The 22,972-nt window shown below is 61.0% G+C and carries 21 protein-coding genes; 13 read left to right on the top strand and 8 right to left on the bottom strand.

Annotation, left to right across the window (positions count from 1 at the left end):
* Positions 1-63: 63 nt before the first annotated feature.
* From ABIE28_RS15295 to ABIE28_RS15285, 3 genes are all read right to left on the bottom strand, one after another.
* Positions 64-1,845: an ABC transporter substrate-binding protein gene (locus ABIE28_RS15295; protein WP_354064383.1), complete on the bottom strand. Its 1,782-nt coding sequence runs from the start codon at positions 1,843-1,845 to the stop codon at positions 64-66.
* Positions 1,846-1,919: 74 nt separating this feature from the next.
* Positions 1,920-2,249 (bottom strand): L-rhamnose mutarotase, encoded by a 330-nt coding sequence (locus tag ABIE28_RS15290; RefSeq protein ID WP_354064381.1) that lies wholly within the window; start codon positions 2,247-2,249, stop codon positions 1,920-1,922.
* The gene (locus ABIE28_RS15285) at positions 2,249-3,310 is read right to left on the bottom strand and encodes a Gfo/Idh/MocA family protein (protein ID WP_354064379.1); all 1,062 of its coding nucleotides are present in this window, start codon (positions 3,308-3,310) and stop codon (positions 2,249-2,251) included. Before ABIE28_RS15285 ends, ABIE28_RS15290 begins: the two co-directional genes overlap by 1 nt.
* 171 nt (positions 3,311-3,481) lie before the next feature.
* Between ABIE28_RS15285 and ABIE28_RS15280 the strand changes: the two genes are divergently transcribed.
* Positions 3,482-4,531 carry a LacI family DNA-binding transcriptional regulator gene (locus ABIE28_RS15280; protein WP_354064377.1) on the top strand — a complete coding sequence of 350 codons (1,050 nt, stop codon included), beginning with the start codon at positions 3,482-3,484 and terminating at the stop codon, positions 4,529-4,531.
* A 409-nt stretch (positions 4,532-4,940) separates the two neighbouring features.
* On the opposite strand, the gene ABIE28_RS15275 is transcribed toward ABIE28_RS15280, so the two are convergent.
* Positions 4,941-6,254, bottom strand: a complete 1,314-nt coding sequence (locus ABIE28_RS15275) for an esterase-like activity of phytase family protein (RefSeq protein ID WP_354064376.1) — start codon at positions 6,252-6,254, stop codon at positions 4,941-4,943.
* A 235-nt stretch (positions 6,255-6,489) separates the two neighbouring features.
* Between ABIE28_RS15275 and ABIE28_RS15270 the strand changes: the two genes are divergently transcribed.
* From ABIE28_RS15270 to ABIE28_RS15255, 4 genes are all read left to right on the top strand, one after another.
* On the top strand, positions 6,490-8,016 hold the full coding sequence (locus tag ABIE28_RS15270) for an alkaline phosphatase (RefSeq protein WP_354064374.1): 1,527 nt from the start codon (positions 6,490-6,492) through the stop codon (positions 8,014-8,016).
* Between the two features lie 142 nt (positions 8,017-8,158).
* The gene (locus ABIE28_RS15265) at positions 8,159-8,599 is read left to right on the top strand and encodes a hypothetical protein (protein WP_354064372.1); all 441 of its coding nucleotides are present in this window, start codon (positions 8,159-8,161) and stop codon (positions 8,597-8,599) included.
* A gap of 7 nt (positions 8,600-8,606) precedes the next feature.
* Positions 8,607-9,275, top strand: a complete 669-nt coding sequence (locus ABIE28_RS15260; protein WP_354064370.1) for an ABC transporter ATP-binding protein — start codon at positions 8,607-8,609, stop codon at positions 9,273-9,275.
* Positions 9,272-10,519, top strand: a complete 1,248-nt coding sequence (locus ABIE28_RS15255; RefSeq protein ID WP_354064368.1) for an FtsX-like permease family protein — start codon at positions 9,272-9,274, stop codon at positions 10,517-10,519. The genes ABIE28_RS15260 and ABIE28_RS15255 overlap by 4 nt, the downstream gene beginning before the upstream one ends.
* Before the next feature lie 520 nt (positions 10,520-11,039).
* Here the strand turns inward: ABIE28_RS15255 and ABIE28_RS15250 are convergent.
* Genes ABIE28_RS15250 through ABIE28_RS15240 form a run of 3 tightly spaced genes read right to left on the bottom strand, consistent with a single transcriptional unit; the run spans position 11,040 to position 13,579 of the window.
* Positions 11,040-11,849 carry a MetQ/NlpA family ABC transporter substrate-binding protein gene (locus ABIE28_RS15250; protein ID WP_354064366.1) on the bottom strand — a complete coding sequence of 270 codons (810 nt, stop codon included), beginning with the start codon at positions 11,847-11,849 and terminating at the stop codon, positions 11,040-11,042.
* Between the two features lie 18 nt (positions 11,850-11,867).
* Positions 11,868-12,536 carry a methionine ABC transporter permease gene (locus tag ABIE28_RS15245; protein WP_354064364.1) on the bottom strand — a complete coding sequence of 223 codons (669 nt, stop codon included), beginning with the start codon at positions 12,534-12,536 and terminating at the stop codon, positions 11,868-11,870.
* On the bottom strand, positions 12,533-13,579 hold the full coding sequence (locus tag ABIE28_RS15240; protein ID WP_354064362.1) for a methionine ABC transporter ATP-binding protein: 1,047 nt from the start codon (positions 13,577-13,579) through the stop codon (positions 12,533-12,535). The genes ABIE28_RS15245 and ABIE28_RS15240 overlap by 4 nt, the downstream gene beginning before the upstream one ends.
* 679 nt (positions 13,580-14,258) lie before the next feature.
* Here ABIE28_RS15240 and solA point away from each other — a divergent pair.
* From solA to ABIE28_RS15200, 8 genes are all read left to right on the top strand, one after another.
* Positions 14,259-15,434 (top strand): N-methyl-L-tryptophan oxidase, encoded by a 1,176-nt coding sequence (solA, locus tag ABIE28_RS15235; protein ID WP_354064360.1) that lies wholly within the window; start codon positions 14,259-14,261, stop codon positions 15,432-15,434.
* A 3-nt stretch (positions 15,435-15,437) separates the two neighbouring features.
* Entirely contained in the window at positions 15,438-16,433 is a 996-nt protein-coding gene (locus ABIE28_RS15230) for a dipeptidase (protein ID WP_354064358.1), read from the top strand.
* A gap of 142 nt (positions 16,434-16,575) precedes the next feature.
* The gene (locus ABIE28_RS15225) at positions 16,576-17,433 is read left to right on the top strand and encodes an ABC transporter substrate-binding protein (protein ID WP_354064356.1); all 858 of its coding nucleotides are present in this window, start codon (positions 16,576-16,578) and stop codon (positions 17,431-17,433) included.
* 44 nt (positions 17,434-17,477) lie between these two features.
* Positions 17,478-18,257, top strand: coding sequence for an ABC transporter ATP-binding protein (locus ABIE28_RS15220; protein ID WP_354066462.1), 780 nt, complete (start codon positions 17,478-17,480; stop codon positions 18,255-18,257).
* A gap of 6 nt (positions 18,258-18,263) precedes the next feature.
* On the top strand, positions 18,264-19,166 hold the full coding sequence (locus ABIE28_RS15215) for an ABC transporter permease (RefSeq protein ID WP_354064354.1): 903 nt from the start codon (positions 18,264-18,266) through the stop codon (positions 19,164-19,166).
* Between the two features lie 141 nt (positions 19,167-19,307).
* A complete protein-coding gene (locus ABIE28_RS15210) occupies positions 19,308-20,525 on the top strand; it encodes a styrene monooxygenase/indole monooxygenase family protein (protein ID WP_354064352.1) in 1,218 nt (405 codons plus the stop codon).
* The gene (locus tag ABIE28_RS15205) at positions 20,522-21,028 is read left to right on the top strand and encodes a flavin reductase family protein (protein WP_354064350.1); all 507 of its coding nucleotides are present in this window, start codon (positions 20,522-20,524) and stop codon (positions 21,026-21,028) included. The genes ABIE28_RS15210 and ABIE28_RS15205 overlap by 4 nt, the downstream gene beginning before the upstream one ends.
* Positions 21,025-21,825: an SDR family oxidoreductase gene (locus tag ABIE28_RS15200; protein WP_354064349.1), complete on the top strand. Its 801-nt coding sequence runs from the start codon at positions 21,025-21,027 to the stop codon at positions 21,823-21,825. Before ABIE28_RS15205 ends, ABIE28_RS15200 begins: the two co-directional genes overlap by 4 nt.
* Positions 21,826-21,862: 37 nt before the next feature.
* Here ABIE28_RS15200 and ABIE28_RS15195 read toward each other — a convergent pair whose 3' ends face one another.
* On the bottom strand, positions 21,863-22,855 hold the full coding sequence (locus ABIE28_RS15195; protein WP_354064348.1) for an AraC family transcriptional regulator: 993 nt from the start codon (positions 22,853-22,855) through the stop codon (positions 21,863-21,865).
* Positions 22,856-22,972 lie beyond the last annotated feature (117 nt).

Raw genomic sequence — 22,972 nt, 5'->3', positions numbered from 1 at the left:
TCAAACGTGTTCGGACGATGCGAAGAGGATAAGGGGACGGCGGACCGCCCCCTCGATGGTCTCTCAGGGCTGGGTGGGCGTCAGGTTGTGCACCACCATGGCGAAGCCTTCCCATGGCAGATAGGGCGCAACATAGGGGTTCTCGGCGTTTGGATAGCCGGTCCAGTAGGTCGCGTTGAACACCAGTGTGTGGAATTCTTCTGCCAGCGAGATTTCAGGCAGGTCCCGGGCAAAGATTGCGGTGGCCTGCTTGACCAGTTCGACATATTCGGCGTTTGCCGGAGAGGGCTGCATCTGCTCCATCCGGTCGAGAATGGCGTCGAGTTCTGGATTGGCGTAGCGGGTCGGCGCGCGCAGGTTCTTGGAGCTTTCGCCTTCGGCAGCCGCATATTTGGAGTGGAAATGCTCCAGAGTCTGCCACGGGTCGTAGAGGCTGCCACAATGGGGCCCGACATTCATCTGGAAGTTGCCGGCAACCATGGCTTCGGTGAGCGCAGTGCCCTGTTGCACCGACAGCAGCGAGTCAAAGCCGGCGTTCTGCAGTTGCTGGGACAGGACCGGACCGATCGGATCGCCCTGGGCGACCTGCAGTTCGATCTGCAGCGGGCTGCCATCGGCATTGGCCCACTTGCCGTCGCCGTTCTTGGTGAAGCCGGCGCCTTCCAGCAGAGCAGCGACCCTTTCAGGGCTGTGGGCGGCGAGTTCGGCCACACCCGGAACGTCGCTCAGCTGATCGACATAGTCGAGAAGGCCCTGGTAGGACGAAACAGGCAGGACGGCCTGGGTGACGGACCCCTCATAGGCCAGGTTGACCACCTGGTTGCGGTCGATTGCTGCGTTTATTGCCTGGCGCAGGGCGACATTGTCGAATGGTGCCTTCTGGGTATTGAAGCGTATTGCGAAGGTGCAGCCATCAGGCGCCCCCCAGACCGGACCATCGGTGTTCCAGGAAACGAGGCCCTGGTTCTGGAAACGGATGGCTTCGAACTGACCTGGCTGGATGGAGCGGCCCATGTCGATCTGGTTGCCGGCGAACAGTTGTGGCATCGCCTCCTGGGTAGCGGGAACGTAGACAACGCGCTGCACTTGGGGCAGGGCCTTGGCGACACCGGCATCGGCCGCCCACCAGCTGTCGCGCAGGTCATAAATGACGGAGCTGGAGTCGGTCTTGACCAGCTTGAACGGCCCGGTCCCGACCGGCCAGCCCTTGGCCAGATCGAAATTGCCGAATGTCATCGGGTCCTGGCCTTCCCAGATATGCTTGGGCACGACCACGAAACGCGTTGACTGACCGGTGGCCAGGAAGTCGGCGGCCCAGCGTGGGCCGGCCTTGGTCAAGGTCACCTTGACCGTCAGTGGGTCGACGATCTCGGCAGATTTGACCCACTCGGCGATAGCGGAGGAGAACATCAGGTCGGGCGCAGCTGCCTTCAGCATGCCGAAAGTGAAGGCGACGTCCTCGGCATCGAATGCCTCGCCATCGCTCCACTTTACGCCATCGCGCAGCTTGATGGTGATCTCGGTGAAATCGTCGTTGTAGGTGTATCCCTCGGCCTGCCAGGGGATCAGTTCATTGGTGTTGTGGTTGGTATAAAACAGCGCTTCGTTGACCGTGTAGTGCAGGCTGTTGCGCTGGTGCAGCAGGACGCCCGCATACGGGTTGAAATTGTCGGGCGCTGGGACCTGATTGTGGAAATCCCAACCCTGGCTGATCAGTGTCCGGTTGCGCGGGACGTCGGGAATGGACTGTGCCGTCGCAAGGCTGGTGCCGATCATCAGCCCGGCAAGGGCGGTGGCGACGGCGAGCCTGAACAGTTGCCGTCCGAAATGTAGTGTCGTCTTCAAAATATCCTCCCAGTTGGTGCATTGGGCCTTCGTCGTGCCCATGCGGGTGCAGCTTGGCCCGGAGCTGAATGGCTTCAGGCAGTCAGATGAAAAACTCTCTCGATAGCCTCGCGCCGCGGCTGGTCGTCCTCCATTTCGAGGACGTCGGCCATGAACTCCCGCCAGCGCAGCATCACCGGATCGACGGGAGCGGCAGGGTCAGGCGCGTGCGTGCGGAGCATGTGACCGAATACGCAATGGCTCGGTTCATGCAGGAAAATCTCGTAGTGGACGATCCCTGAGGCCCTGAGCGCCGCAAGCATTTCGGGCCAGATTTCGTCATGGCGGCGACGATATTCTGCGACCTGGCCAGGGCGGATGGTCAGGATGAAGGCCTGGCTGTGAAGGCTTGTCCAATCGTCCATCACACGACTCCTTGTATGATGGGGACGGCAGAGCCATTTGCCTTGCTTGAGGAGAGCATGGCCGCGATGGTTGCAGTGGTACGGGCGCCGATATGGGCCGGCGACAGGTTCTCACCCCGCCCCAGGGCGAGGTCGACCAAGGCATTAACCGGACCCTTGCAATTGTAGATCCAGGCGCCGGGCGCAATATCGAGCACCTCGTTGCGCCCGTCATGACGGCGGATCTCGCAAAAATCGCGGTCGAACTCGACCGTCATCATCCCCTCGGTGCCGGTGAGGAACAGACGCATGAGGCCGCGCGCACCCTGCGGCATGGCCGCAGCGCCCGAAATGGAGGCGACGGCGCCATTGCCAAGCCGAATGGTGGCCGCATTGGCCAGATCGACGCCTTCATGCATAGCGCTATGGGCCGACACGGTTTCCGGGCTGAGTCCGGTGAGGAAGTAGAGGAGCGCTAGCGAATGGGAGAGCTGGCCATAGGCAAATCCGCCGCCCTGCAATGGGTCTTGCCAAGTGGATCGGTCTGGCCGGAAGAACGAAGTCTGCCAGGCGTCGAGGCCGTGATCCCCGGCAAATACGTCGCGCGTGGCAGAGATGAAGGTGGTCATCACATGCTCTATGCGGCCGATGGCGCCATGTTCTATGCGTTGGCGCAGTGCGTTCACCTGATCGAGGTAGTTGTAGCCATTGGCCAATACGAGGTGCCTGTCATGGGTCCGGGCGATGCGGACCAGCTCCCAGGCGTGCTCTGGGTTGATGGTCATCGGCTTTTCGCAAAGCACATGTGCGCCGCCTTCGAGCGCCATGCGGGCCTGCTCGAAATGGAGGTGGTGTGGGGACGCAATGACGACGAGGTCAGGCTTCCGAGCCAGAACCGCTGTGAAATCCTCAGAGGCGAATGCGAAACCGAAATGGGCCCTCGCACGCTCGAGTTCGTCTGAGCCCAACCTGCAAATGCCGTCGAGTTCGATTTCGCTGCGGGTGGCAAGCGCGGGGATGTGGTTTTGGGCGGCATACCAGCCGGCCCCGATGACGGCAGCGCGCAAGCGTTTCTCTGTCATGTCTGCCCCCTCGTTGCGCATGTTAGCGCTGTCCATGTTTTGGCAGTTCATAGCCTGCCGATTCGCAGAACCCGTGTAGTTCAACGATGCGGCCGTTGCGAAGGCTTGTATCGTGTCGTACAAGGAAGTGGATGGCGCATGGATAGCGCTGTCCACAAACCGAGTACCACCATGACCGATCATTCGTCAAGAGATGCCGAGATGGCCGATTTCGAAGCTGAATCGTCGTCGGTTCGCCTGCAGGAAGTTGCCGAGGCGGCTGGGGTGTCGACCATCACCGTATCGCGCTGCATCAATAACCCTGCGCGCGTTTCTGAAAAAACCCGTGAGCACGTCCTCAGAATTGCCGACCGCATGGGCTACATTCCGAACCGGCTGGCATCGAGTTTGGCCTCGGCGCGGTCGATGGTGATTGGCGTTGTCGTGCCTACCATTGCCAATCCCATACACGGCATGGTGCTGCAGGGAGCAACGGACATTCTGGAGCCTGCCGGCTATCAGGTTCTGCTGGGCAATTCGCACTTTTCCAAAAAGAGCGAACTCGAACTTGTGCGTACATTCCTCGGCCATAGGGTTGATGGCATCTTGTTGACCGGACGCGATCATTCCGACGAATGCCTGGAATTGCTGGCTCGCTCGCGCACGCCAATGGTCGAGATGTTCGACTTCAATCCGGAGCCGCCTGACATGGCGGTCGGCTCGTCCAACTTCGATGCGGGCGCATCCTTGGGGCAATATCTTATCGCGCGTGGACGGCGGCACTTCGCCTATGTCGGACATACCGGGCTGGACGACAGCCGCATGATCGCCCGCTTTCAGGGATTGAGCAAAGTCTGCGAGGGAGCAGGGCTTGCGCCACCACGTCATTATGAGATTTCGAGTGACCCGGGGACGGGGACGGGGGGGGAGGTTGTCGGCACCATCCTGCGCGAGGTGCCGGAGATCGACGCGGTGGTGTTCGCGGGCCATCAGGTCGCGGTCGGCGCCATCCGCTACTCGGTAGACGTAGGCATCGGGGTGCCGGAGCAGCTGGCTATTTCGGCATTTGGTGACTCCCCAATCGCGAAATGGATCACCCCATCGCTAACAACGGTCAGATTCCCCGTACGAGAAAATGGCATCGAAGCGGGTAAATTGATGCTGGGACGGCTGCAGGGTAAGCCCTACAAGACGCGCTCGATCCGACTAGGCTTCGAAATCCTGAGCCGCGACAGTGCTTGAGACGGAGACTAAATGTGCAGCGGAACCATATATCGTCACAAGTGGGAGCTCTGGATCGGGCTGCAAGAGAAGCTCTAAACGTCGTGTGCAATCTTTGATTGTCCTCCGTCATGTGCTTTGGCACAGATTGGTGCTTTGATTAAAAGAGAGCGCTGCCCGTCTTTGCATTGGTGCTATGCGGCGTTTAGGGGATACATCAAACGGCAATGCTGGACGGGCGATTGATCCTGTGACGGTGGTCGATGACGGCAGCGGCTCTGCCGAAGTAAGCGTCGGCGGGTGCCGCATTGTCCAGCGTCTCGTGGAATGGCCAAGAGGCTGGCGGACACCCGCTGCGGCGGCAGCTTAGCGGAGCGGCGATGGCAGTGGAGGAGGGGCCGCGAGGCCCCTTCTCTGGTTTTGGTCCCGATTATTCGGCTTTGAGGAAGTCGGCGACGTCGAGCAGGATGAACTCGTTGTCGTCGGCGCGACCGGCCTGGCGGCCAGTGGAGCCGGGATAGTTGTTGTCGTTAGCGACGACGATGGTGGTTGGATTGACCACGTCAACGTTTTCGATGGTCACGAACGGGAAGGTGAAAACGCCGTCCTTGGAGCCGCGTGGAGCGATCCCGTCGGGGTCCTTGATGGCCATCAGGTCGATATAGGCGATCTTTTCGAGCACGCCGTTTTCGTCGGCACGTTCCAGATCAACCAGGTAGATGCGCTTGAAGGCCGCGGCCTTTTCGCGACCGTCGTCGCCTTCATTGTTGTCACGCTCGATGATCAGGCCGCGTGTGCCTTCGAAAATGTTGAAGTCACCGATGGCGTGGCCAGCGTCGTCGAGGGGATAGTAGCGGATCTTGTCGCTCCAGGCCGAGCCGGCGACGTCAAATTCCAGCATGCGGATGACTGGCTTGCCATCAACGGTTTCGAGTGCACCAGCGGCTTCGTCGAAGAAGGGCTTTTCGAGCAACGGGTAAAGCGTCTTGCCATCGAGCGAAAGCGCCATGCCTTCATAACCGCCCGAGCGGCCGGTATTGATGCCGGTGACGACCGAACCGGCAGCTGGCTGCACGGTGAACTGGTTGTCGGGCGACTTGTAGTCGACGCCGCCTGGATTGGACTTGACCACCTGCAGCACGACGCCATCGGCGTCGACTTCGATCAGCCATGGACCGAATTCTTCGCCGATCCAGAAGTTGTCGCCAACGGGCTGGATCGATTCAGGGTCGAAATCGGCGCCGGTGAGGTAGCGGCTTTCGCTATGCTCGGTGATGATCGGGAATGGCACGACGCGGTTTGGATCCTTGAGGAAGGTGGTCTTTTCGATACCAACCTTGCCCGTGGTCCAGTCCATTTTGAGGACATTGAACATCAGCATGGCGTCGGACGAGTTGGCCTTGGTGCCATAGCCATTGTCCGTCAGAAACAGGAAGCGGTCGTCGCCCAGCGAACGAACGCCGCTCATGCCCTGGAGGGGCTGGCCAGGGAATGGCATGGCAATACCCGAAGCAGGGTTGGCCCAGCCATAAGGGGTCTCGACGCGAGTGCCAGAGGTGAAGCGGCCCGACATCTGCAGGCCGGCGGGCGCGTCCGCTGGAGCCGGAAGGAAGGTCTGTGCGGGCAGCTCGGCATGGGCCTTCAGCATGGCGTCGAACTTTGCCGGGCCAGAAGTGGTATCTTGAGCCATCGCGAGGGTTGCGAGGAGGCTGAGGCTGACGCCAAGGGCGAGAGCTTTGAGCATGGTAGTCTCCAGAGGAATAATGGACGCACTGCCCTAACCAGCGGTGATGTCACGCACATCACAGCGGCGTGACTGACCGATGACAGCGCCAGGGCTGCCACGCTGCCCTCTGGGGCAAGGTCACAAGGCGGCCAAAACTGCTCAATTACACACCCCTGTCATATGACCGCTCTATGGCTCGGCCTGCCCGCTGCCCGTCGCTCCTGCGGGTCGCCTCAACAGATAGGTTCATCTCATGGTCAAGCTCTCCCGAGCCCTTTTCGCTGGCGTGTCGACGCTATCCCTTACCCTTCCGGCGCTGGCGCAGACCGCTCTTCCGCAGGCCAATGACAGCTATTTCTTGGCCGCTCAGGAACAGCTTGCCGCCAAGGAAGCCATCCAGCCCAATACCGGCAAGGCCAAGAACGTCATCCTTTTCGTGGTCGATGGTCTGTCCATCCCAACCATCACCGCTGCCCGTATCCACGAAGGCCAGCTGGCCGGTGTTGACGGAGAGTCCCACAGCCTCGCCTTCGAGCAGCTTTTGCCGCACACGGCTTTGGTCAAGACCTATACCCATGACAGCCAGGTGGCCGACTCGGCCCCAACGGCAACCGCCATCACCTCGGGCGTGAAGTCGCTCAACGGCACCATCGGTGTCGACCAGAACGCCGTGCTCGAAGATTGCTCCACCCAGGCCGGGTCGACCACAATGTCGATTTTCGAGCAGGCCGAAGAAGCCGGTCTTGCCACCGGCGTCGTTTCCACCGCCCGCATCACCCACGCGACTCCCGCTGCTGCCTATGCGCACACTGTCGGTCGCGATTGGGAAACCGATACCAAGCTGCCAGCTGACGCTGTCGGCAAGTGTGCCGACATCGCGGCCCAGCTCGTCGACTGGTCGTTCGGCAATGGCTTTGAAGTCGTCTTCGGCGGCGGCCGTGCCAATTTCATGCTCGACACTCAGAAGGACCCGGAAGACGAGACCAAGTCCGGCGCCCGCAAGGACCGCGACCTGATCGCAGACTGGCAGGCCAAGTACAATGACGGCCAGTATATCTGGAACAAGGAAGGCTTCGACGCCCTGGGCGCCGACACGACCCGCGTTCTCGGCCTCTTTAACGGCTCGCACATGCAGTATGAAGTCGACCGCAAAAGCGATGCCGGCGGCGAGCCATCGATCTCGGAAATGACCACCAAGGCCATCGAGATCCTCGAAAAGAACGAAAACGGCTACATCCTGATGGTTGAGGGTGGCCGCGTCGATCACGCTCACCACGCCGGTAACGCTGCCCGCGCCTTGACCGATGCGATTGCTGTTTCCGAAGCCGTTCAGGCTGCCTTTGACGCCGTGAACCCGGAAGAAACCCTCATCCTGCTCACCGCCGACCACAGCCACGTCTTCACCATCGCCGGCTACCCGACCCGCAACAACCCGATCCTGGGCATTGCCGGTACGGGCGACGATGGCCTGCCATACACCACGCTGGGCTACCACAATGGCCCCGGCGCCAAGACGCTCGAAGAAGGTGCCGACATTTCGACCATGTCGGGTGAAGACGTTCGCGCCGCCCTGCAGCGCGCCGACCTCACCGCAGTCGACACCACCGACATCGACTACCTGCAGCAGGCGCTGATCCCGATGGGTTCGGAAAGCCATGCCGGTGACGACGTTGCCGTCTTCGCCCAGGGCCCGCAGGCTTACCTGTTCGACGGAGTCATCGAGCAGAACATGATCTACCACGTGATGGCCAAGGCTCTCGAGTTCAACGCCGCAAAGTAAGGTTTGCTAACCTGATACGGGCCGCCGGTGCTGCTGGCGGCCCACGTCTTTGACGAGGCGGCGACTGGCACATGCGTCAGTCATCAATCCCGCAGGACCCGAGTGCCGCAGCTGTGCTGCAAAACCGAAAAGGACGATCATCATGGACAGACGCAATTTTCTTGGCATTGCCGCCACAGGAACGCTGGCCGGTGCCTTCGGACTTGCCACGCCCGCCTTTGCCGACATTCCGTCCCTGCGCTTCCGCGACATGTATTCGCGCGGCAAGGACCTGTCCGATGCCGCCCTGGCCCTGCAGGGCCAGCGCATCGTGATGACCGGCTATATGGCGCCGCCCCTCAAGCCCGAGATCAACTTCTTCGTCCTCACCAAGACACCCATGGCGACGTGCCCGTTTTGCGATGACGCGACGGATTGGCCCAACGACATCGTGCTCTCCTATTTCTCCGGTGAGACCAGGTTCACCCGCTTCTCCAATCTCATCCGGGTAGAGGGCACGTTCGACACGGGCATCGAGACCGATGAGCCCACTGGTTTTGTCAGCAAGGTGCGCCTGCTCGACACCAGCTACACCATTCTCTGAGCCAGCCATGCCGGGACTATCTCTCGCCGTTTCCGGCCTGCGCTTGGCCTTGGCCGGTGTCGACGTCATCGACCTGCCAGCCCTTGCCATAGCGCCGGGCTCGCTGACCGTCCTCTCAGGCGCCTCCGGCTCGGGCAAATCCACTCTGCTCTATCTGCTGTCAGGCCTGCTGCGCCCCGATGCGGGAACCATAATCTGGGCTGAGACCGACATCGCCAAACTGGGCGAACGCCAACGCGACAGCTGGCGCCGTAAGCAGGCCGGTTTCATCTTCCAGAATTTTCATCTCATCGAAGAAATGAGCCCGGTGGACAATGTACTCGTGCCGGTCTGGCTCGACCGTTTTTCCGCAGCATCGAAACGGCAGCGGGCGATGGGGCTGTTGCACCAGCTCGAGGTGCCAACCGAGCGCGATAGTGTCGCCAAGCTCTCGCGCGGCCAGCAGCAGCGGGTCGCCATCGCCCGGGCGCTGATTGGCGACCCGTCGATCATCTTTGCCGATGAGCCGACGGCCAGCCTCGATACGGCAGCGGGCGAAACCGTCGCCGCCATCCTGCAACGCCTTGCGCACGACGAGGGCCGCACCGTGCTCGTTGCTACCCACGATCCAGCGCTCAAGACACTGGCGGACCAATCCTTGCTGCTCGACCATGGACGTCGGGAGAAGTCGGCATGAACCCGTTCCCCATCGCTTTGGCGGCGCTGCGCCGTAACAGCTTCACCGCTTTCCTGTTCCTGGTGATCGTGGCATTGGCGGTTGCGCTCGGTATCGCCATTTCTGCGCAGGAGCGAGCCCTGCGCGTTGGCTCCGCACGTGCGGCGGACAAGTTCGATCTGATTATTGCCGCACCCGGCAGCCACAACGACGTATTGTTTTCGACCGTCTATCTCGACCCGACCGCTGTCCAGCTGCTCGATCCGGCGATAGCGCGCCTTTTGCTTGATGAGCCGGAAGCCGATTTCGTTGCCCCGATCGGCTTTGGCGATGCCATCGGCACCGATCCCGTCGTCGGCACCATCGCGCCTTTTGTCGATCACCTCTCCGGCGGCCTCGCCGAAGGACGGCTGTTTGAGGCGCTCGATGAGGCAGTGGTCGGAGCGCTATCGCCGCACAAAGTCGGCGACGAACTCGAAGTATCGCACGGCCATGGCGGCGCGACTGACGCCGATGCCGACGCTGCTGCGGATGCGCTCGAGGCCGGTGAAGCCGTGCAGGGCGAACATGAGCACGCCCATCTGCATGTCGTGGGCCGCATGCAGCCCACTGGCACGCCCTGGGACCGCGCAATTGTCGTTCCCATCGAATACAACTGGCTGGCGCATGGCTTGGGCACCGGCCATCGACCGCAAGACAGCCATATCGGTACGCCTTTCGATGCCGACGCTTTGCCCGGTCTGCCAGCGGTAGTCGTCAAAGCAAAGGACATCTCCGCCGCCTATGGCCTACGCGCCGCCTATCGCACGCCGCAATCGACCGCTTTCTTTCCGGCCGAAGTGCTCATTGGGCTGTACGCCCTTCTGGGCGATGCAACGGCCATCATGAGTGCGCTGACGCTCGCGGCCCAGGCGCTGGTGGTTGCCGCAATCCTGGCCGGTGTCGTCGCCATCCTCGATCTGCAACGCCAGCGCTTTGCGGTGCTGCGCGCGCTCGGGGCATCGCCGCTGTTTGTCTTCACCACCGTCTGGATCTATGTCGCCGCCATCGTCGTCACCGGCGCCTTGATGGGTCTTGTCCTCGGTTGGGGCGCGGCAACACTGGTCTCGGACCTTCTGGCGCAATCCACCGGCGTTGCCATGCGCGCCGAAATCGGCACACGCGAACTGTCATTGGTCGGAACTCTCGTCACCCTCGGCCTGCTCCTCGCCGTGGTACCAGCCCTGATCATCTATCGCCGACCAGTAGTAGACGCCCTGCGTTAGATCGCAGGGCAAGGCCCTGTTGATGGCGTAACCTGCTTGGATATTTGATAGAATGTCAAACTATCTAGCGGATAAGCCCCATGTTCAAATTGTCAGGTTTGGGGCGCTTCATGGCCCGTATCTGCATTGTGCCTTAACGCGTTCGGAACTGTCGCGAGCACCTGGATCTAGACCTTGATGGCCGACAGCGCGATTGAACAAGTCTACTTGCGATCGGCATCGCTGGCGTTGAGAGCGGGATTGGCGCGGCATTTTTTACCAACCATGCCTCTGCTTAAGCGAACCAGATTGCGCGGCAGGAGCGCGTAGAAATGGCGGTGGTTAGATTCTCTTGAGTTATTGCCTGGCATGTGTGGACCGTAGTGGATGCCTAGTGAGTTTTTTAGGCGCCCTGTCTAATAACCTTGCGCCAAACAGCTGCCACATAAAGCAGTTGCTGATTTTCACTACTTCCTAGAGAAGCGCGATCCTCGCGGCCGTAACCATGGGCCGGTTGTGACACCGGCCCATGCCCACATTCTTACTCGGCCACGGGCACCACAGCGCCCTTGTACTTTTCTTCGATGAACTTGCGGATTGGCTCGGACTTCAGGACTTCGACCAGACGGACGATTTCTGGGCGGGTTTCGTCGCCTTCGCGTACGGTGATGATGTTGGCGTAGGGGTTATTCTCGGCGCTTTCGACGGCGATCGGGTCGGTCACTGGGTTAAGACCGGCATCGAGCGCGTAGTTGGCATTGATGACGACGGCGTCGGCTTCGTCATTGAGGTACACCTGGGCGAGAAGCGCGGCTTCAACGTCGGCCTTGAACGTCAGGTTCTTTGGATTGCCGGCAATGTCGCTGACGCGTGCGGTGTAAACGTCCTTGCCTTCTGGCAGGGTGACGACGCCTTCGCGCACGAAGATTGCCAGGATACGGCCTTCTTCGGCAACCGAGTCACGCAGGATCACTTCGCCATTGTCTGGCAGGTCCTGCAGGCTGTCCCAACGCTTGGAGTAAAGGCCGATTGGCTCGACATGGATCGCGCCGGCGCTGACGAAATGGTAGTCAGGATTGTCTTTCAGAACTTCGTTCAGATATGGCACGTGCTGGAAATAGTTCGCGTCCAGTTCGCCCGAAGCCAGCGCGGTGTTTGGCAGGATATAGTCCTGGAATGGAATGATTTCGAGCTCGATGCCTTCCTTGGCCAGGATCGGCGCCGCCTGCTCGAGAATTTCGGCATGCGGCACATAGGATGCGCCAACGACCAGCTTGGTCTGAGCGAAAGCGGGTGCGGCCAGCAGGGTCGAGGCAAGCAGCGCCGCTGTGAGAATAGTCGTCTTTGCCATGAGTGGCTCCTTCAGGTTTTAACGTTTGTCGAGTTTTCGGGTCGCCAGGTCGCCCACGAACTGAATCGCAAAGACGATGACGAGAACCATTCCGGTGGCTGCCAGCGTGACGTCGCCATTGTTGCGCTGGAAGCCTTCGAGATAGGCCAGATGGCCAAGCCCACCGGCGCCGATCACTCCTGCCATGGCTGTGTAGCCGACAAGGGAAATCAGGGTGACGGTGAGACCGGAAGCAAGGCCGGGGCCCGCTTCAGGAATGAGAACCTTGAAGATGATCGTGCCGATGCCACCGCCCATCGAACGGGTGGCTTCGATGACGCCCTTGGACACTTCGCGGAACGCGATTTCCACAAGGCGGGCATAAAAGGGCGCGGCGCCGACGACGAGCGCGGGCAGGGCGGCATTGACGCCCAGCATGCGGCCGACCAGGAAGCGCGTGACCGGGATCAGCAGCACGATCAGAATGATGAAGGGGATCGACCTGAAGATATTGGTAGCGAGCGACAGCGCGCCATAAACCAGCCTGTTGGCCAGCAGCTGGCCGGGGCTGGTGAGGAACAGCACCGTGCCGATCAGAAGGCCCAGGACAAAGGTCGCGGTGCCTGCGAGACCCGCCATATAGAGCGTGTCGATCGTGGCTTTCCAGAATTGCTCAAGGCGCAGGTTTGGGAACAGCAGTTCGATCATGATGCGCTCCCTCCACGGATAATCTCGGAGACAATGTCGCGTTCGCCCAGATAGGCCAGCAGCGCATCGAGCGCTTCGCCTTCGGCGGGGACTTCGACATAGAGCTCGCCAATGGCGGCATCGCGGGTGCGGCTGACGCGGCCATGCACGATGTTGATCGGCAGATCGAAATGGCGAATGGCATCGGCCAGCACAGGCTGGCGCGCCAGCGGGCCGACATAGACCAGCTTGATCAGCGTGCCATCGACAGAGCCGACTTCGGACGGATCGAAGGCGCCATCAATGCTGTCGGCGCTCGAAATCTGGCGCACGAAGCGCTTGGTGACTTCAGCCTGCGGCTGGGCGAACACGGCCTTGGCCGGGCCGGTTTCGACCACCTTGCCCACTTCCATCACCGCCACCTGATCGCAAATGCGGCGCACCACATGCATTTCATGGGTGATCAGCACGATGGTGAGGCCCAGCCGCCGATTGATGTCGGACAGCAGGTCGAGGATCGCGTCGGTGGTTTCCGGATCGAGCGCCGAAGTGGCCTCATCGCAGAGCAGCACGTCTGGATGATTGGCCAAGGCGCGGGCAATGCCGACGCGCTGCTTCTGGCCGCCGCTCAATTGTGACGGATAGGCATGTTCGCGGCCTTCAAGGCCAACAAGGCCGATCAGTTCGCTGACGCGGGTCTTGATGGTCGCCTTGTCGATGCCCGCAATTTCGAGCGCAAAGGCAATGTTCTGCGCGACGGTACGCGACCAGAGGAGATTGAAATGCTGGAAGATCATGCCGATCTTGAGCCGCGCCTTTCGCAAGGCAGCCTGATCGATGCTGGAAAGATCGAGCCCGGCGACCCGCACTTCGCCGCTATCGGCGCGCTCCAGCCCGTTGAGCAGGCGGATCAGTGTGCTCTTGCCCGCCCCGCTGTGACCGATCACGCCAAAAATCTGCCCGCGTTCAACGGACAGATCGACATGGTCGACCGCTGCTATGCGCGCCTCCCCCTGCCCAAAGGATTTCGTGGCCTTGTTCAAGGAAATAAGTGCGGCGGTCAAAAGCGGTCCTGCTCAATCAAAGATAAGTTGGAAATATATTCTATGTAATCCGCGACTGAAATTGTCGAGATTAGATCATCTTCCCAGCCAGCAAGCGCAGAGAGAAATCCGTTTCGCCCACCCCGCCACTCAAGAGCATTCGACTCCGATGAGGTGTTTCGACGGACATTCTTTGCTAAGCGTTGGGTCGGGTGTTGGAAGTGCTATAACCTCGAAAGCGGACGCTGTGTGCTTGCGCGTCTTGGCTGACGCTTGGCAGGGGTGAATCGGTTGCTCGAAAAAGGTCTCGCCGTTGCCATAGGAAAAGGGGCTGGCTCGGTCTCACGCCGGTGGTGCCAGAGTGCGCTTTGAGAGCGTTGGACTATCCCGGGCTGAGATTGCCGCTGAAATGGGCGTTGTGAGTAGAATTCGCACAAACTGCAATATGTAGCAATTCGTACTATTTTGTGGCTCAAAAATAGTACGAATTGCTTCGCACTTAAAAATTCACGCTAAAAAATACTATTGACGTTTTCCGTTTCCTGTGGCGCGATATGGGCCGGAGGGGCGTTGGGCTTGGTTGGAATTTTCATCTCTATTCAGAGCGTAAGTTGAAACTTTAGACCTATACCAACGGCCATGGTGCTCTCTATGTTGCAGCCGCATTTCGGCGCTGGGGCACCGTGAATAGGGGACTATGATGGGTGTGTTCGAAACGGCCGTGCTGGGGCTCGGCGCGATGGGCAGCGCTGCGTTTTATCAACTGGCTCAGCGCGGCGTGAACGTCATCGGTATCGACCGCTATGACCCGCCACACGCCCTTGGCTCGACCCATGGCGAAAGCCGTATCACCCGTCAGGCGATTGGCGAAGGCATGGCCTATGTGCCGCTGGTGCAGCGCAGCCACGCCATCTGGCGCGAGCTTGAGACGAGTACCGATACGAGCCTATTGCATGAGGTCGGGTGCCTGATCATCTCACGCGAAGACGATGCGGTGGAACGGCCCGGTCGCACCGGCTTTATCCAGCGTACCCGCGCTGCTGCTGAACGTTTCGGTATTCCCCACGAAGTGCTGTCCGCCGAAGCCATTCGTGCGCGCTTTCCTCAGTTTGGCGTCAGCGATGACGAGATCGGCTATTTCGAGCCGGGCGCCGGTTATGTCGAACCCGAGCGCTGCGTGTCGGCGCAGTTGAAGCTGGGCGAAGAACTGGGCGGCCACATCGCGCGCAATACCAATGTGCTGTCCATCGAGCGCGATGCCGACGGCATTACCCTGCGCACCGAGACCGGCGAGATCCGCGCCAAAAAGCTGATCCTTGCGGCAGGCGCCGGTGCGGCTGGCCTGCTTGATGAACGGTTTACCCCGATCCTGCAGCCGACGCGCCAGACCATGCACTGGTTCGATATCGAACCGGAGTGGAACAAGACCTGGGCCAATGGCCCCTGCTTTATCTGGCCGCATGGCGAAAGCGCAGACGACTTCTTTTATGGCTTCCCCGAAATCGGTGGGCTGGGCGCGATCAAGATTGCCGACGAGAATTATGGCGCAGCGATTGATCCTGACACCATGGATCGTGTCGTGCCCGAAGAATTCTCGGCCGCCAAGTTCGCCCGCCATCTTGAGCCGCGCATCAAGGGCATTTCGGCGCAACGCCGACAGGCCGTGACCTGCATCTATACCGCGACGCCAGACAGCGCCTTTGTCATCGATTGGCACCCCGACGATGATCGCATCCTGATCGTCTCGCCATGCTCGGGCCATGGCTTCAAGCATTCGGCCGCCATCGGCGAGGCCGCCGCGCAGTGCATGACGGCTGGCAAGAGCGATATCGACCTATCCGCCTTTTCCCTGTCGCGCTTTGCCATTGGAGCCTGAGACATGTCCGCCAAAGATCTGATCGAACAGTCCATCGTCTGGGAAAGTGTTGTTGGCTGGACGCCCGAATGCCTCGATGAAGGCCCGCAAATGCTGGAGCGCTTCAAGGCGTCAGGCTTTTCCTTCACCTCGCTGACCATCGGCGCCGACTGGGACAAGCCCGAACCAACGCTCAAGCATTTTGCCCAGCAGCGCCGCTGGATCGAACGCCAGTCGGACCGCTATGGCATCGTCGATACGGTCGATGACATTGCCCGTATCAAGACCGAGGGCAAGATGGCCATCAGCTTTCACCTGCAAGGGGCAGGGCCGCTCGGCTATGAGCCCGCGCTGATCGACAGCTGGTATCGGCTGGGCATCCGCTGGCTGATCCTGGCCTATAACAGCCGCAATCCGCTCGGTGATGGGTGCCACGAACCGTCTGACGCGGGTCTCTCCATGCTGGGCCGCGCCTTTGTGGCCGAAGCCAATCGCTGCGGCATGCTGCTCGATGCCTCCCATGCCGGAATCCGCACCAGCCTCGATATGATTGCGCTGTCGGAAAAGCCGATCGTCATTTCCCATTCCAGCATGCGGGCGCTCAAGGATCACGAGCGCAATGTCACCGACGAACAGGTCAAGGCTCTGGCCGAGCGCGGTGGTGTGGTGGGCATCAATTCGATTGGCGCATTCCTCTCCGACGACAACAGCTCGGGGCTCGAACCGCTGGTCCGCCATATCGATCATGCCGTCCAGCTGGTCGGTCCCGATCATGTCGGGCTGGGGCTCGATGTGGTGTTCTACCAAGCCTTCATGACCAAGCTTTACGACTCCGGCCCGATGATGGCGCAGCGCGGTTATCCGCGTCCGCCCTGGGACGACGTCAAACCCGAAATCCTGCCTGATCTGGTCGAGGCGCTGATCCGCCTTGGCTATGACGACAGCTCCATAAAGGGCGTGCTGGGAGAAAACTTCCTGCGCGTAGCCCGTGCCAACTGGCGCTCTGCGCCAGACGTCTGACTAGAAACCCTCCGGATACCTTAAAAATGCTGCTCAAGAGACTGCTTCTGACTGCCGTCGCGCTGGCTGCGGGCACCACCATGGCCCTCGCTCAGCCAAAAAAAGCATCGCTATCGCCAGCTTTGGCGAACATCCTGCCCTGATGGAAACCGCCCAGGGCTTCAAGGACCGCATGACCGAACTCGGTTATGTCGAAGGCACCGATGTCACCTATGACTTCCAGCATGCCAATTTCGACCGCAGCCTCATTCCACAGGTGCTGCAGCAGGTCGAAGCCAAGCATCCCGACCTGATCTTTGCAATCACCACCGGCCTCAATCAGGCTGCCGTGCGCGGCATCACCGACAAGTCCATCCCGATCGTGTTCGGCGCTGTGGTTGACCCCGTCGTTGCCGGTATCGTGCCCGATTGGGAACACGGTTCCGCATTCAGCACCGGCGCTGCCATGCTGCCAGACTTCAAGGCATCGCTAGCTTTCCTCAAGGCCGTCATCCCAAACCTCAAGACCGTCGGCACCCTGTTCAACCCAGGCGAAGACAATGACGCGACCAATATCAAGCTGATCAACGAAGCCGCTGCCGAAGCCGGTATCGAGATCGTTGCTGTGCCGGTCGATAACGCCAATGACCTGCCACAGCGCGTGCAGAGCTTTGCCGGCAAGGTCGATGCGATCTTCCTGATCCAGTCCAACATCGTCCAGACCGCCGTGCCCGTGGTGGCCCAGACCGCCCAGCGCATCAAGCTGCCGCTGTTCAACTCGGTCTATTCCGCCGAACTCAAGGACCAGCTGGCTGGCTTCCACGCCATTTCCTACAAGAAGAATGGCGAGCACGCGGCCGACATCGCCGACCGTATCCTCAAGGGCGAAAAGCCTGCCGATATCGCGACCTATGTGCCCCAGCCCGACGATTTTGAATCGCTGGTCAGCGTCAAGGGTCTCGAAGCAGTTGGCCTGACCCTGCCAGAGGCGCTCAAAGACAGCCCATGGATCATCAAGTGAGCCAAGCGACCGCTCATGGAACGGAGGCGCGGACATCCGCGCCTCTGCTGACCTGCACCGGGCTCCGCAAGACCTTTGCCACCGGCCTGCCCGGTGGACGCCCCGCGCTCGACGGCATCGACGTGACCTTTGCAAAAGGCGATTTCATCGTTGTCATTGGTAGCAATGGCGCGGGTAAATCGACCCTGCTCAATGCGATTGCCGGGGCTTTCCCCGTCGATTCCGGCACCATCGTTCTGGATGGAAAAGACATTACCAAGCTGGCGCCACACAAGCGCGCAGGCCTTGTGACCCGCGTGTTCCAGGACCCGATGCTGGGCACCGCCGCCGCCATGACCATCAAGGAAAACCTCGCTCTGGCCGAACGGCGCGGCAAGGGGCACGGCTTTGCCCAACTGATCGCCGCATCGCGCCGTGACTTCTACCGTACCCAGCTGGCCGAACTGCAGCTCGGGCTTGAAGATCGTCTGGAAACCGTTGTCGCGAGCCTCTCCGGTGGCCAGCGTCAGGCGCTGTCGCTGGTGATGGCTGCGCTCTCCAAGCCAAAGCTGCTGCTGCTCGACGAGCACACTGCAGCGCTCGATCCGCGCACCGCCGATCGCGTCATGGAAGCGACCCTGCGCACCGTGGCCGCCAATGGCCTCACCACGCTGATGGTCACGCACAATATGCGGCAGGCCATCGAGACCGGAAACCGGCTCATCATGATGGATGCCGGCAAGATCAAGCTCGATATCTCCGGGGCCGAAAAGCAGAGCCTCACGCCCGCCGATCTGGTTGAAAAATTCAAGATCGACAACGACCGCATGTTGCTCGGAGTCTAGGTGCCAATGGAAATTCTCTCGGCTTATTTCAATCTGGTGCCCGTCACCTTCTCGCAGAGCCTGGTCTATTCGTTCCTGGTTCTGGGCATCATGATCCCGTTCCGGCTGATCAGCTTTCCCGATCTGACCAGCGAAGGCTCGTTTCCACTGGGCGGCTGCGTCTGCGCGGCGCTGCTGCTGGCGGGCTACAACCCGATCCTTGCGACGCTGGTGGCGATTGCCGCCGGTGGTTTGGCCGGCGCTGCAACCGCGCTGATCCATCTGCGCTTCGGCATCAATTCGCTGCTGGCCGGTATTCTCGTTTTCACCGGCCTTTACAGCATCAACCTGCGCATCCTGGGCAAGTCCAACGCCGCGCTGTTCAACGCCGACAATGTCTTTGACATGATCCACCCCGGTATTGTTACGACAGTCTGGATGCAGATCGTGGTGTTCGGCGTGCTGGTGGTTCTGACGCTGCTGGCGCTGCGCTGGTTCCTCACCACGCAGGCCGGTGCTGCTTTGCGCGTCGTTGGCGTCAATCCCGATCTCGCGCCATCGCTGGGCATCAATGTGTGGACCTACACCATTGCCGGCCTTGCCATTGCCAATGCCATGACGGCACTGGGCGGCGCGCTGATCGTGCAGTTGCAGGGCTATGCCGATATCGGCATGGGTCTGGGCGTGCTGATCAACGGCCTTGCCTCGCTGGTGATCGGCGAGACCATTGTCGGCAAGCATACTGTCACCCGCCAGCTGCTGGCCCCTGTGATCGGCGCCTTCGTCTATTACCAGCTCGTTTCGCTGGGCCTCTCGATTGGCCTCCAGCCAAGCGACCTCAAACTGGCTACGGCGCTGTTTGTGCTGGTGACGCTGGGCCTGCCAGGCCTGCGTTCCAAGACCACCTCGCGCGAGAAGATGCGCGCCTGAACCAACCCGCTCTCCGCGTCCTGTCGACGCGGGGAGCAGAAATCCGCGCTGCCTGCACAATGGCCGCGCCGGCTGCATAGCGGCGGCCCGCCATCTCTCCAACACTGACCCCCGAGGAACGGAAATTCCAGGGAGTTGGAAATGAGAAAGATAGGTATTGTCGGCGCCGGCCAGGCCGGGTTGCAGCTGGGCCTTGGCCTGCTCGCCAAGGGTTATCAGGCGGTGATCAGCTCGAACCTGACGGGCGAGCAGATCCGCAACGGGCGAGTCACCTCCAGCCAGTGCATGTTTGATCGGGCGCGCCAGAACGAGCGCGACCTCGGCATCAATTTCTGGGACGACGCGCCCAAGGTCGAAGGCATCCAGTTTGCCGTGTGTGCCCCTGATGGCACCAGCCCCATCGAATGGTCGTCGCGTCTCGACAAGCCCGCCCAGTCCATCGACCAGCGCGTTAAGATGCCGGTATGGATGAAAGAATTCTCCGATGCGGGCGGCGATCTGCGCATCGAAGATGTCGGTATCCCTGAGCTCGAAGCGCTGCAGCAGGAATGCGATCTTGTCATCGTTGCGTCCGGCAAAGGCGAAATCGGCAAACTGTTCCAGCGCGACGAAAGCCGTTCGCCATTCGACAAGCCGATGCGCGCGCTGGCCCTGACCTATGTGCATGGCATGACGCCTCGCGCCGAGCATTCGGCGGTCAATTTCAATCTCATTCCCGGTGTCGGCGAATATTTCGTCTTCCCCGCGCTGACCCTTTCCGGCCCCTGCGAAATCATGGTGTTCGAGGGCGTGCCCGGCGGCCCGATGGATACCTGGGCCGAAGCCAAGACCCCGCAGGAGCATCTGGCCAAGAGCCTCGATATCCTCAAGACCTTCGTGCCCAAGGAATATGCCCGCTCCAAGGATTGCGTGCTGACCGATGATCTCGGCGTGCTGGCGGGGCGTTTCGCGCCAACCGTCCGCAAGCCCATCCTGACCCTGCCATCGGGCGCTTTGGCGCTGGGCATGGGGGACTCGGTCTGTCTCAACGATCCGATCACGGGCCAAGGCTCCAACAATGCCAGCCATTGCGCCGCGACCTATCTCGCCGCAATCCTGGCCCATGGCGATCGTCCGTTCGACGCAGCCTTCATGCAGGCCACGTTCGAGACCTATTGGGACTATGCCCAGTTCGTCGTCGGCTGGACCAACAACATGCTGCTGCCGCCGCCAGAGCACATGCTCAAGCTCCTCGGCACGGCCCAGGGCAGCCCGCGCGTCGCCCATTGGTTCGTCAACGGCTTCAATGACCCACGGACGTACTTCCCCACCATCACCGACCCGGCGCTGACCGACGCTTTCCTGGGAGAGGCGGCATGACCACCGACGCCACCACGCCCGATCCAATGGCGTTCCGGCAGACTTTGGGCATGTTCGCTACGGGCGTGCTCATCGTCACCACGCGCTGGGGGGAGCGCATCCACGGCATGACGGCCAATTCCTTCACCTCGGTGTCGCTGTCGCCGCCGCTGGTGCTGATCTGCATCGATCACCGCGCCAGCATGCGGCAGGCGCTCGAAGATTCCGGCCACTACGGCCTGTCGGTCCTCCACAATGGCCAGCAGCATCTTTCGCGCCATTTTTCCTCCCGCAAGGGGGGCGAGATGGACGTGCCATTCGATGAGCTGGGCGATGTACCGGTGATCGGCGGCGCGCTGGCGCAGTTCTCCTGCCGCATCGTTCAGTCCACCAATGCCGGCGACCACCTGATCTTTATCGGCGAAGTCACCCACCATCGCCGGGACGCCGGCGAACCGCTGCTCTATTTCGGCGGCGGCTACAAACATCTTCATCAACCCGAAGTCATGGGAGCCTGTTCATGAAGGGCCTAGAGGGAAAGGTCGCCATCGTCACCGGCGGCGCGGCCAGCATCGGCCTCGATATCACCCGCGTCTTTGTCGAAGCGGGCACAACGGTCATCATCGGCGCCCGCAGTCGCGAGGCCGGTGAAGCCGCAGTCAAACAGTTCGGCGACAAGGTGCGCTATGTCAGCGCCGACATCCGCAAGGACGAAGATCTCGACGCGCTGGTTGCCGCGGCGGTAGCGCTTGGACGGCTCGATTTCGTGGTCAACAACGCCGCCGTCTATGACGACAATGGCCCGGCTACTAATCGGCAATCCTGGCTCAACACGCTCGATACCAATCTGGTCTCCAGCGCGCTGCTCAGCGAAAAAGCCCGGCCGCATCTGGCCAAGACCAAGGGCGCCATCGTCAATATTTCGAGCATCAGCGCTTATGCCGCCCAATCGGGTCGCTGGACCTATCCGGTGTCCAAAGCCGCCATTCTGCACCTGACACACAGCCAGGCGCTCGATTACGCCCCGGACGGGATCCGCTCCAATAGCCTGATCGCGGGCTGGACCTGGAGTGATCCGATTGCGGGTCTATCGGGCAATGACAAGGAAAAGGCCGACCGCGTTGGCGGTCAATATCACCTGCTCGGCCGCGTCGGCAGGGGCCAGGAAGTCGCCAATGGCGTGCTGTTCCTGTGCTCCGACTATGCCAGCTTCACCACTGGCTCCGAACTCAAGGTCGACGGCGGCTATACCGCCATGGGCCCTGAACAGGCGGGACAGGCGATTGCCGAACTGACCGGTGGCAGCGCCAGCGTGCGCTGATCCAAGCACTGATCCGGGCGCAAACTGCGCCCGGTTCCTAGCGACGACGCAAGGTTTCAGACGGCGCTTCGCCGAACATCACCTTGTACTGCGCCGCAAAGCGCCCGAGCTGATAAAAGCCCCAATGGGTGGCGATGGAGGTAACGCTATCCCCGTCCTCGGCGGCCAGCAATCCGTCGCGCACCTTGCCCATCCGCACCGTGCGGACATAGGCCAGTGGCGACGTGCCGCGAAACCGGCGGAACCCTTCAAACAAGGCCCGGCCGCTAACGCCACTGACTTCGACCAGATCGTCGAGCGTCAGCGCTTTGTCGGCGTTGGCCTCGATATAGGCCTCCACATTGCGCACATGGCGCGGGGCAATGGCGCCATGGCGGCAGGCCAGCCGTGCGCTGAAATTGTTGGGCTGATGTTCCAACAGGCTCACCAGCAGCAGCGTTTCATGCAGGTTGGTCGCAATGCCCTCGCGCGCATCGCCATCGGCCTCGATCTCTTCGATCAACAGCCGCAGCGTGCGCCACCAGCGGCTTGCCGCACCAACCTGTGGCATGGCCAGATCAAAGGTCAGATGCTGCGCCGGCGCGCCGCCCAGCATGCGCGATAGCTGTTGTTCGAGCGCCGCCTTGTCGATGCGCACCATGGTCTTGCAGCAATCGGCGGACCAATCCATCAGCGTGCTGGCTTCAGGCCCCAGTACCGAGGCCGATTGCGCATCGCTCACCATGGCATCGCGGCCATGAGTAATGCTCGCCTTGCCCGAATAGGGCAGCATGAGAAGGTAGAATTCGCCCAGCGCACCCGGATCGATCACGACATCGGCGCCATAGCCCATCGCACCGACCGAGATGGAGCCCAGCCTAACCATATTCTGCCAGGCATCGAGCTTGCGCCCACCGCCAGAAAGCTCCAGCCGATGGTCGCAATAAACCCGCGCCACGCGCTCGCGGGCATCGTCCACATCAGTCGTTGAAAAGCGTGCGAAATTGGCGAGCGGACGCTCGGTATTCCCTGCAGTGAAGCCGTCTGCCACCTGAGCCAATTTCGGTCCCAGCAATACAGTTCATATCTAAACTATGCCGAGTATGCTCCCGCTACGGGGCACTGGCAATGGGGTGTTTGGGGGCCGCTCAGGCGGCTATTGCATGAC

The sequence above is a fragment of the Devosia sp. 2618 genome, assembly GCF_040546815.1.
In the GTDB taxonomy this organism is placed as follows: domain Bacteria; phylum Pseudomonadota; class Alphaproteobacteria; order Rhizobiales; family Devosiaceae; genus Devosia.
The sequence above is the reverse complement of the archived record's forward strand: the minus strand, read 5'-3'. Positions and strand labels throughout refer to the sequence as shown.

Excerpts from the sequence above, each read along its gene's own strand:
- ABIE28_RS15210 (WP_354064352.1), top strand. The coding sequence starts at position 19,308 with ATGAGAAAGATAGGTATTGTCGGCGCCGGCCAGGCCGGGTTGCAGCTG.
- ABIE28_RS15260 (WP_354064370.1), top strand. The coding sequence starts at position 8,607 with ATGCCGGGACTATCTCTCGCCGTTTCCGGCCTGCGCTTGGCCTTGGCC.
- ABIE28_RS15225 (WP_354064356.1), top strand. The coding sequence starts at position 16,576 with ATGGAAACCGCCCAGGGCTTCAAGGACCGCATGACCGAACTCGGTTAT.
- ABIE28_RS15230 (WP_354064358.1), top strand. The coding sequence starts at position 15,438 with ATGTCCGCCAAAGATCTGATCGAACAGTCCATCGTCTGGGAAAGTGTT.
- ABIE28_RS15280 (WP_354064377.1), top strand. The coding sequence starts at position 3,482 with ATGACCGATCATTCGTCAAGAGATGCCGAGATGGCCGATTTCGAAGCT.
- ABIE28_RS15290 (WP_354064381.1), bottom strand. The coding sequence starts at position 2,249 with ATGGACGATTGGACAAGCCTTCACAGCCAGGCCTTCATCCTGACCATC.
- ABIE28_RS15265 (WP_354064372.1), top strand. The coding sequence starts at position 8,159 with ATGGACAGACGCAATTTTCTTGGCATTGCCGCCACAGGAACGCTGGCC.
- ABIE28_RS15245 (WP_354064364.1), bottom strand. The coding sequence starts at position 12,536 with ATGATCGAACTGCTGTTCCCAAACCTGCGCCTTGAGCAATTCTGGAAA.
- ABIE28_RS15285 (WP_354064379.1), bottom strand. The coding sequence starts at position 3,310 with ATGACAGAGAAACGCTTGCGCGCTGCCGTCATCGGGGCCGGCTGGTAT.
- ABIE28_RS15205 (WP_354064350.1), top strand. The coding sequence starts at position 20,522 with ATGACCACCGACGCCACCACGCCCGATCCAATGGCGTTCCGGCAGACT.
- solA (WP_354064360.1), top strand. The coding sequence starts at position 14,259 with ATGGGTGTGTTCGAAACGGCCGTGCTGGGGCTCGGCGCGATGGGCAGC.
- ABIE28_RS15200 (WP_354064349.1), top strand. The coding sequence starts at position 21,025 with ATGAAGGGCCTAGAGGGAAAGGTCGCCATCGTCACCGGCGGCGCGGCC.
- ABIE28_RS15215 (WP_354064354.1), top strand. The coding sequence starts at position 18,264 with ATGGAAATTCTCTCGGCTTATTTCAATCTGGTGCCCGTCACCTTCTCG.
- ABIE28_RS15270 (WP_354064374.1), top strand. The coding sequence starts at position 6,490 with ATGGTCAAGCTCTCCCGAGCCCTTTTCGCTGGCGTGTCGACGCTATCC.
- ABIE28_RS15255 (WP_354064368.1), top strand. The coding sequence starts at position 9,272 with ATGAACCCGTTCCCCATCGCTTTGGCGGCGCTGCGCCGTAACAGCTTC.
- ABIE28_RS15275 (WP_354064376.1), bottom strand. The coding sequence starts at position 6,254 with ATGCTCAAAGCTCTCGCCCTTGGCGTCAGCCTCAGCCTCCTCGCAACC.
- ABIE28_RS15250 (WP_354064366.1), bottom strand. The coding sequence starts at position 11,849 with ATGGCAAAGACGACTATTCTCACAGCGGCGCTGCTTGCCTCGACCCTG.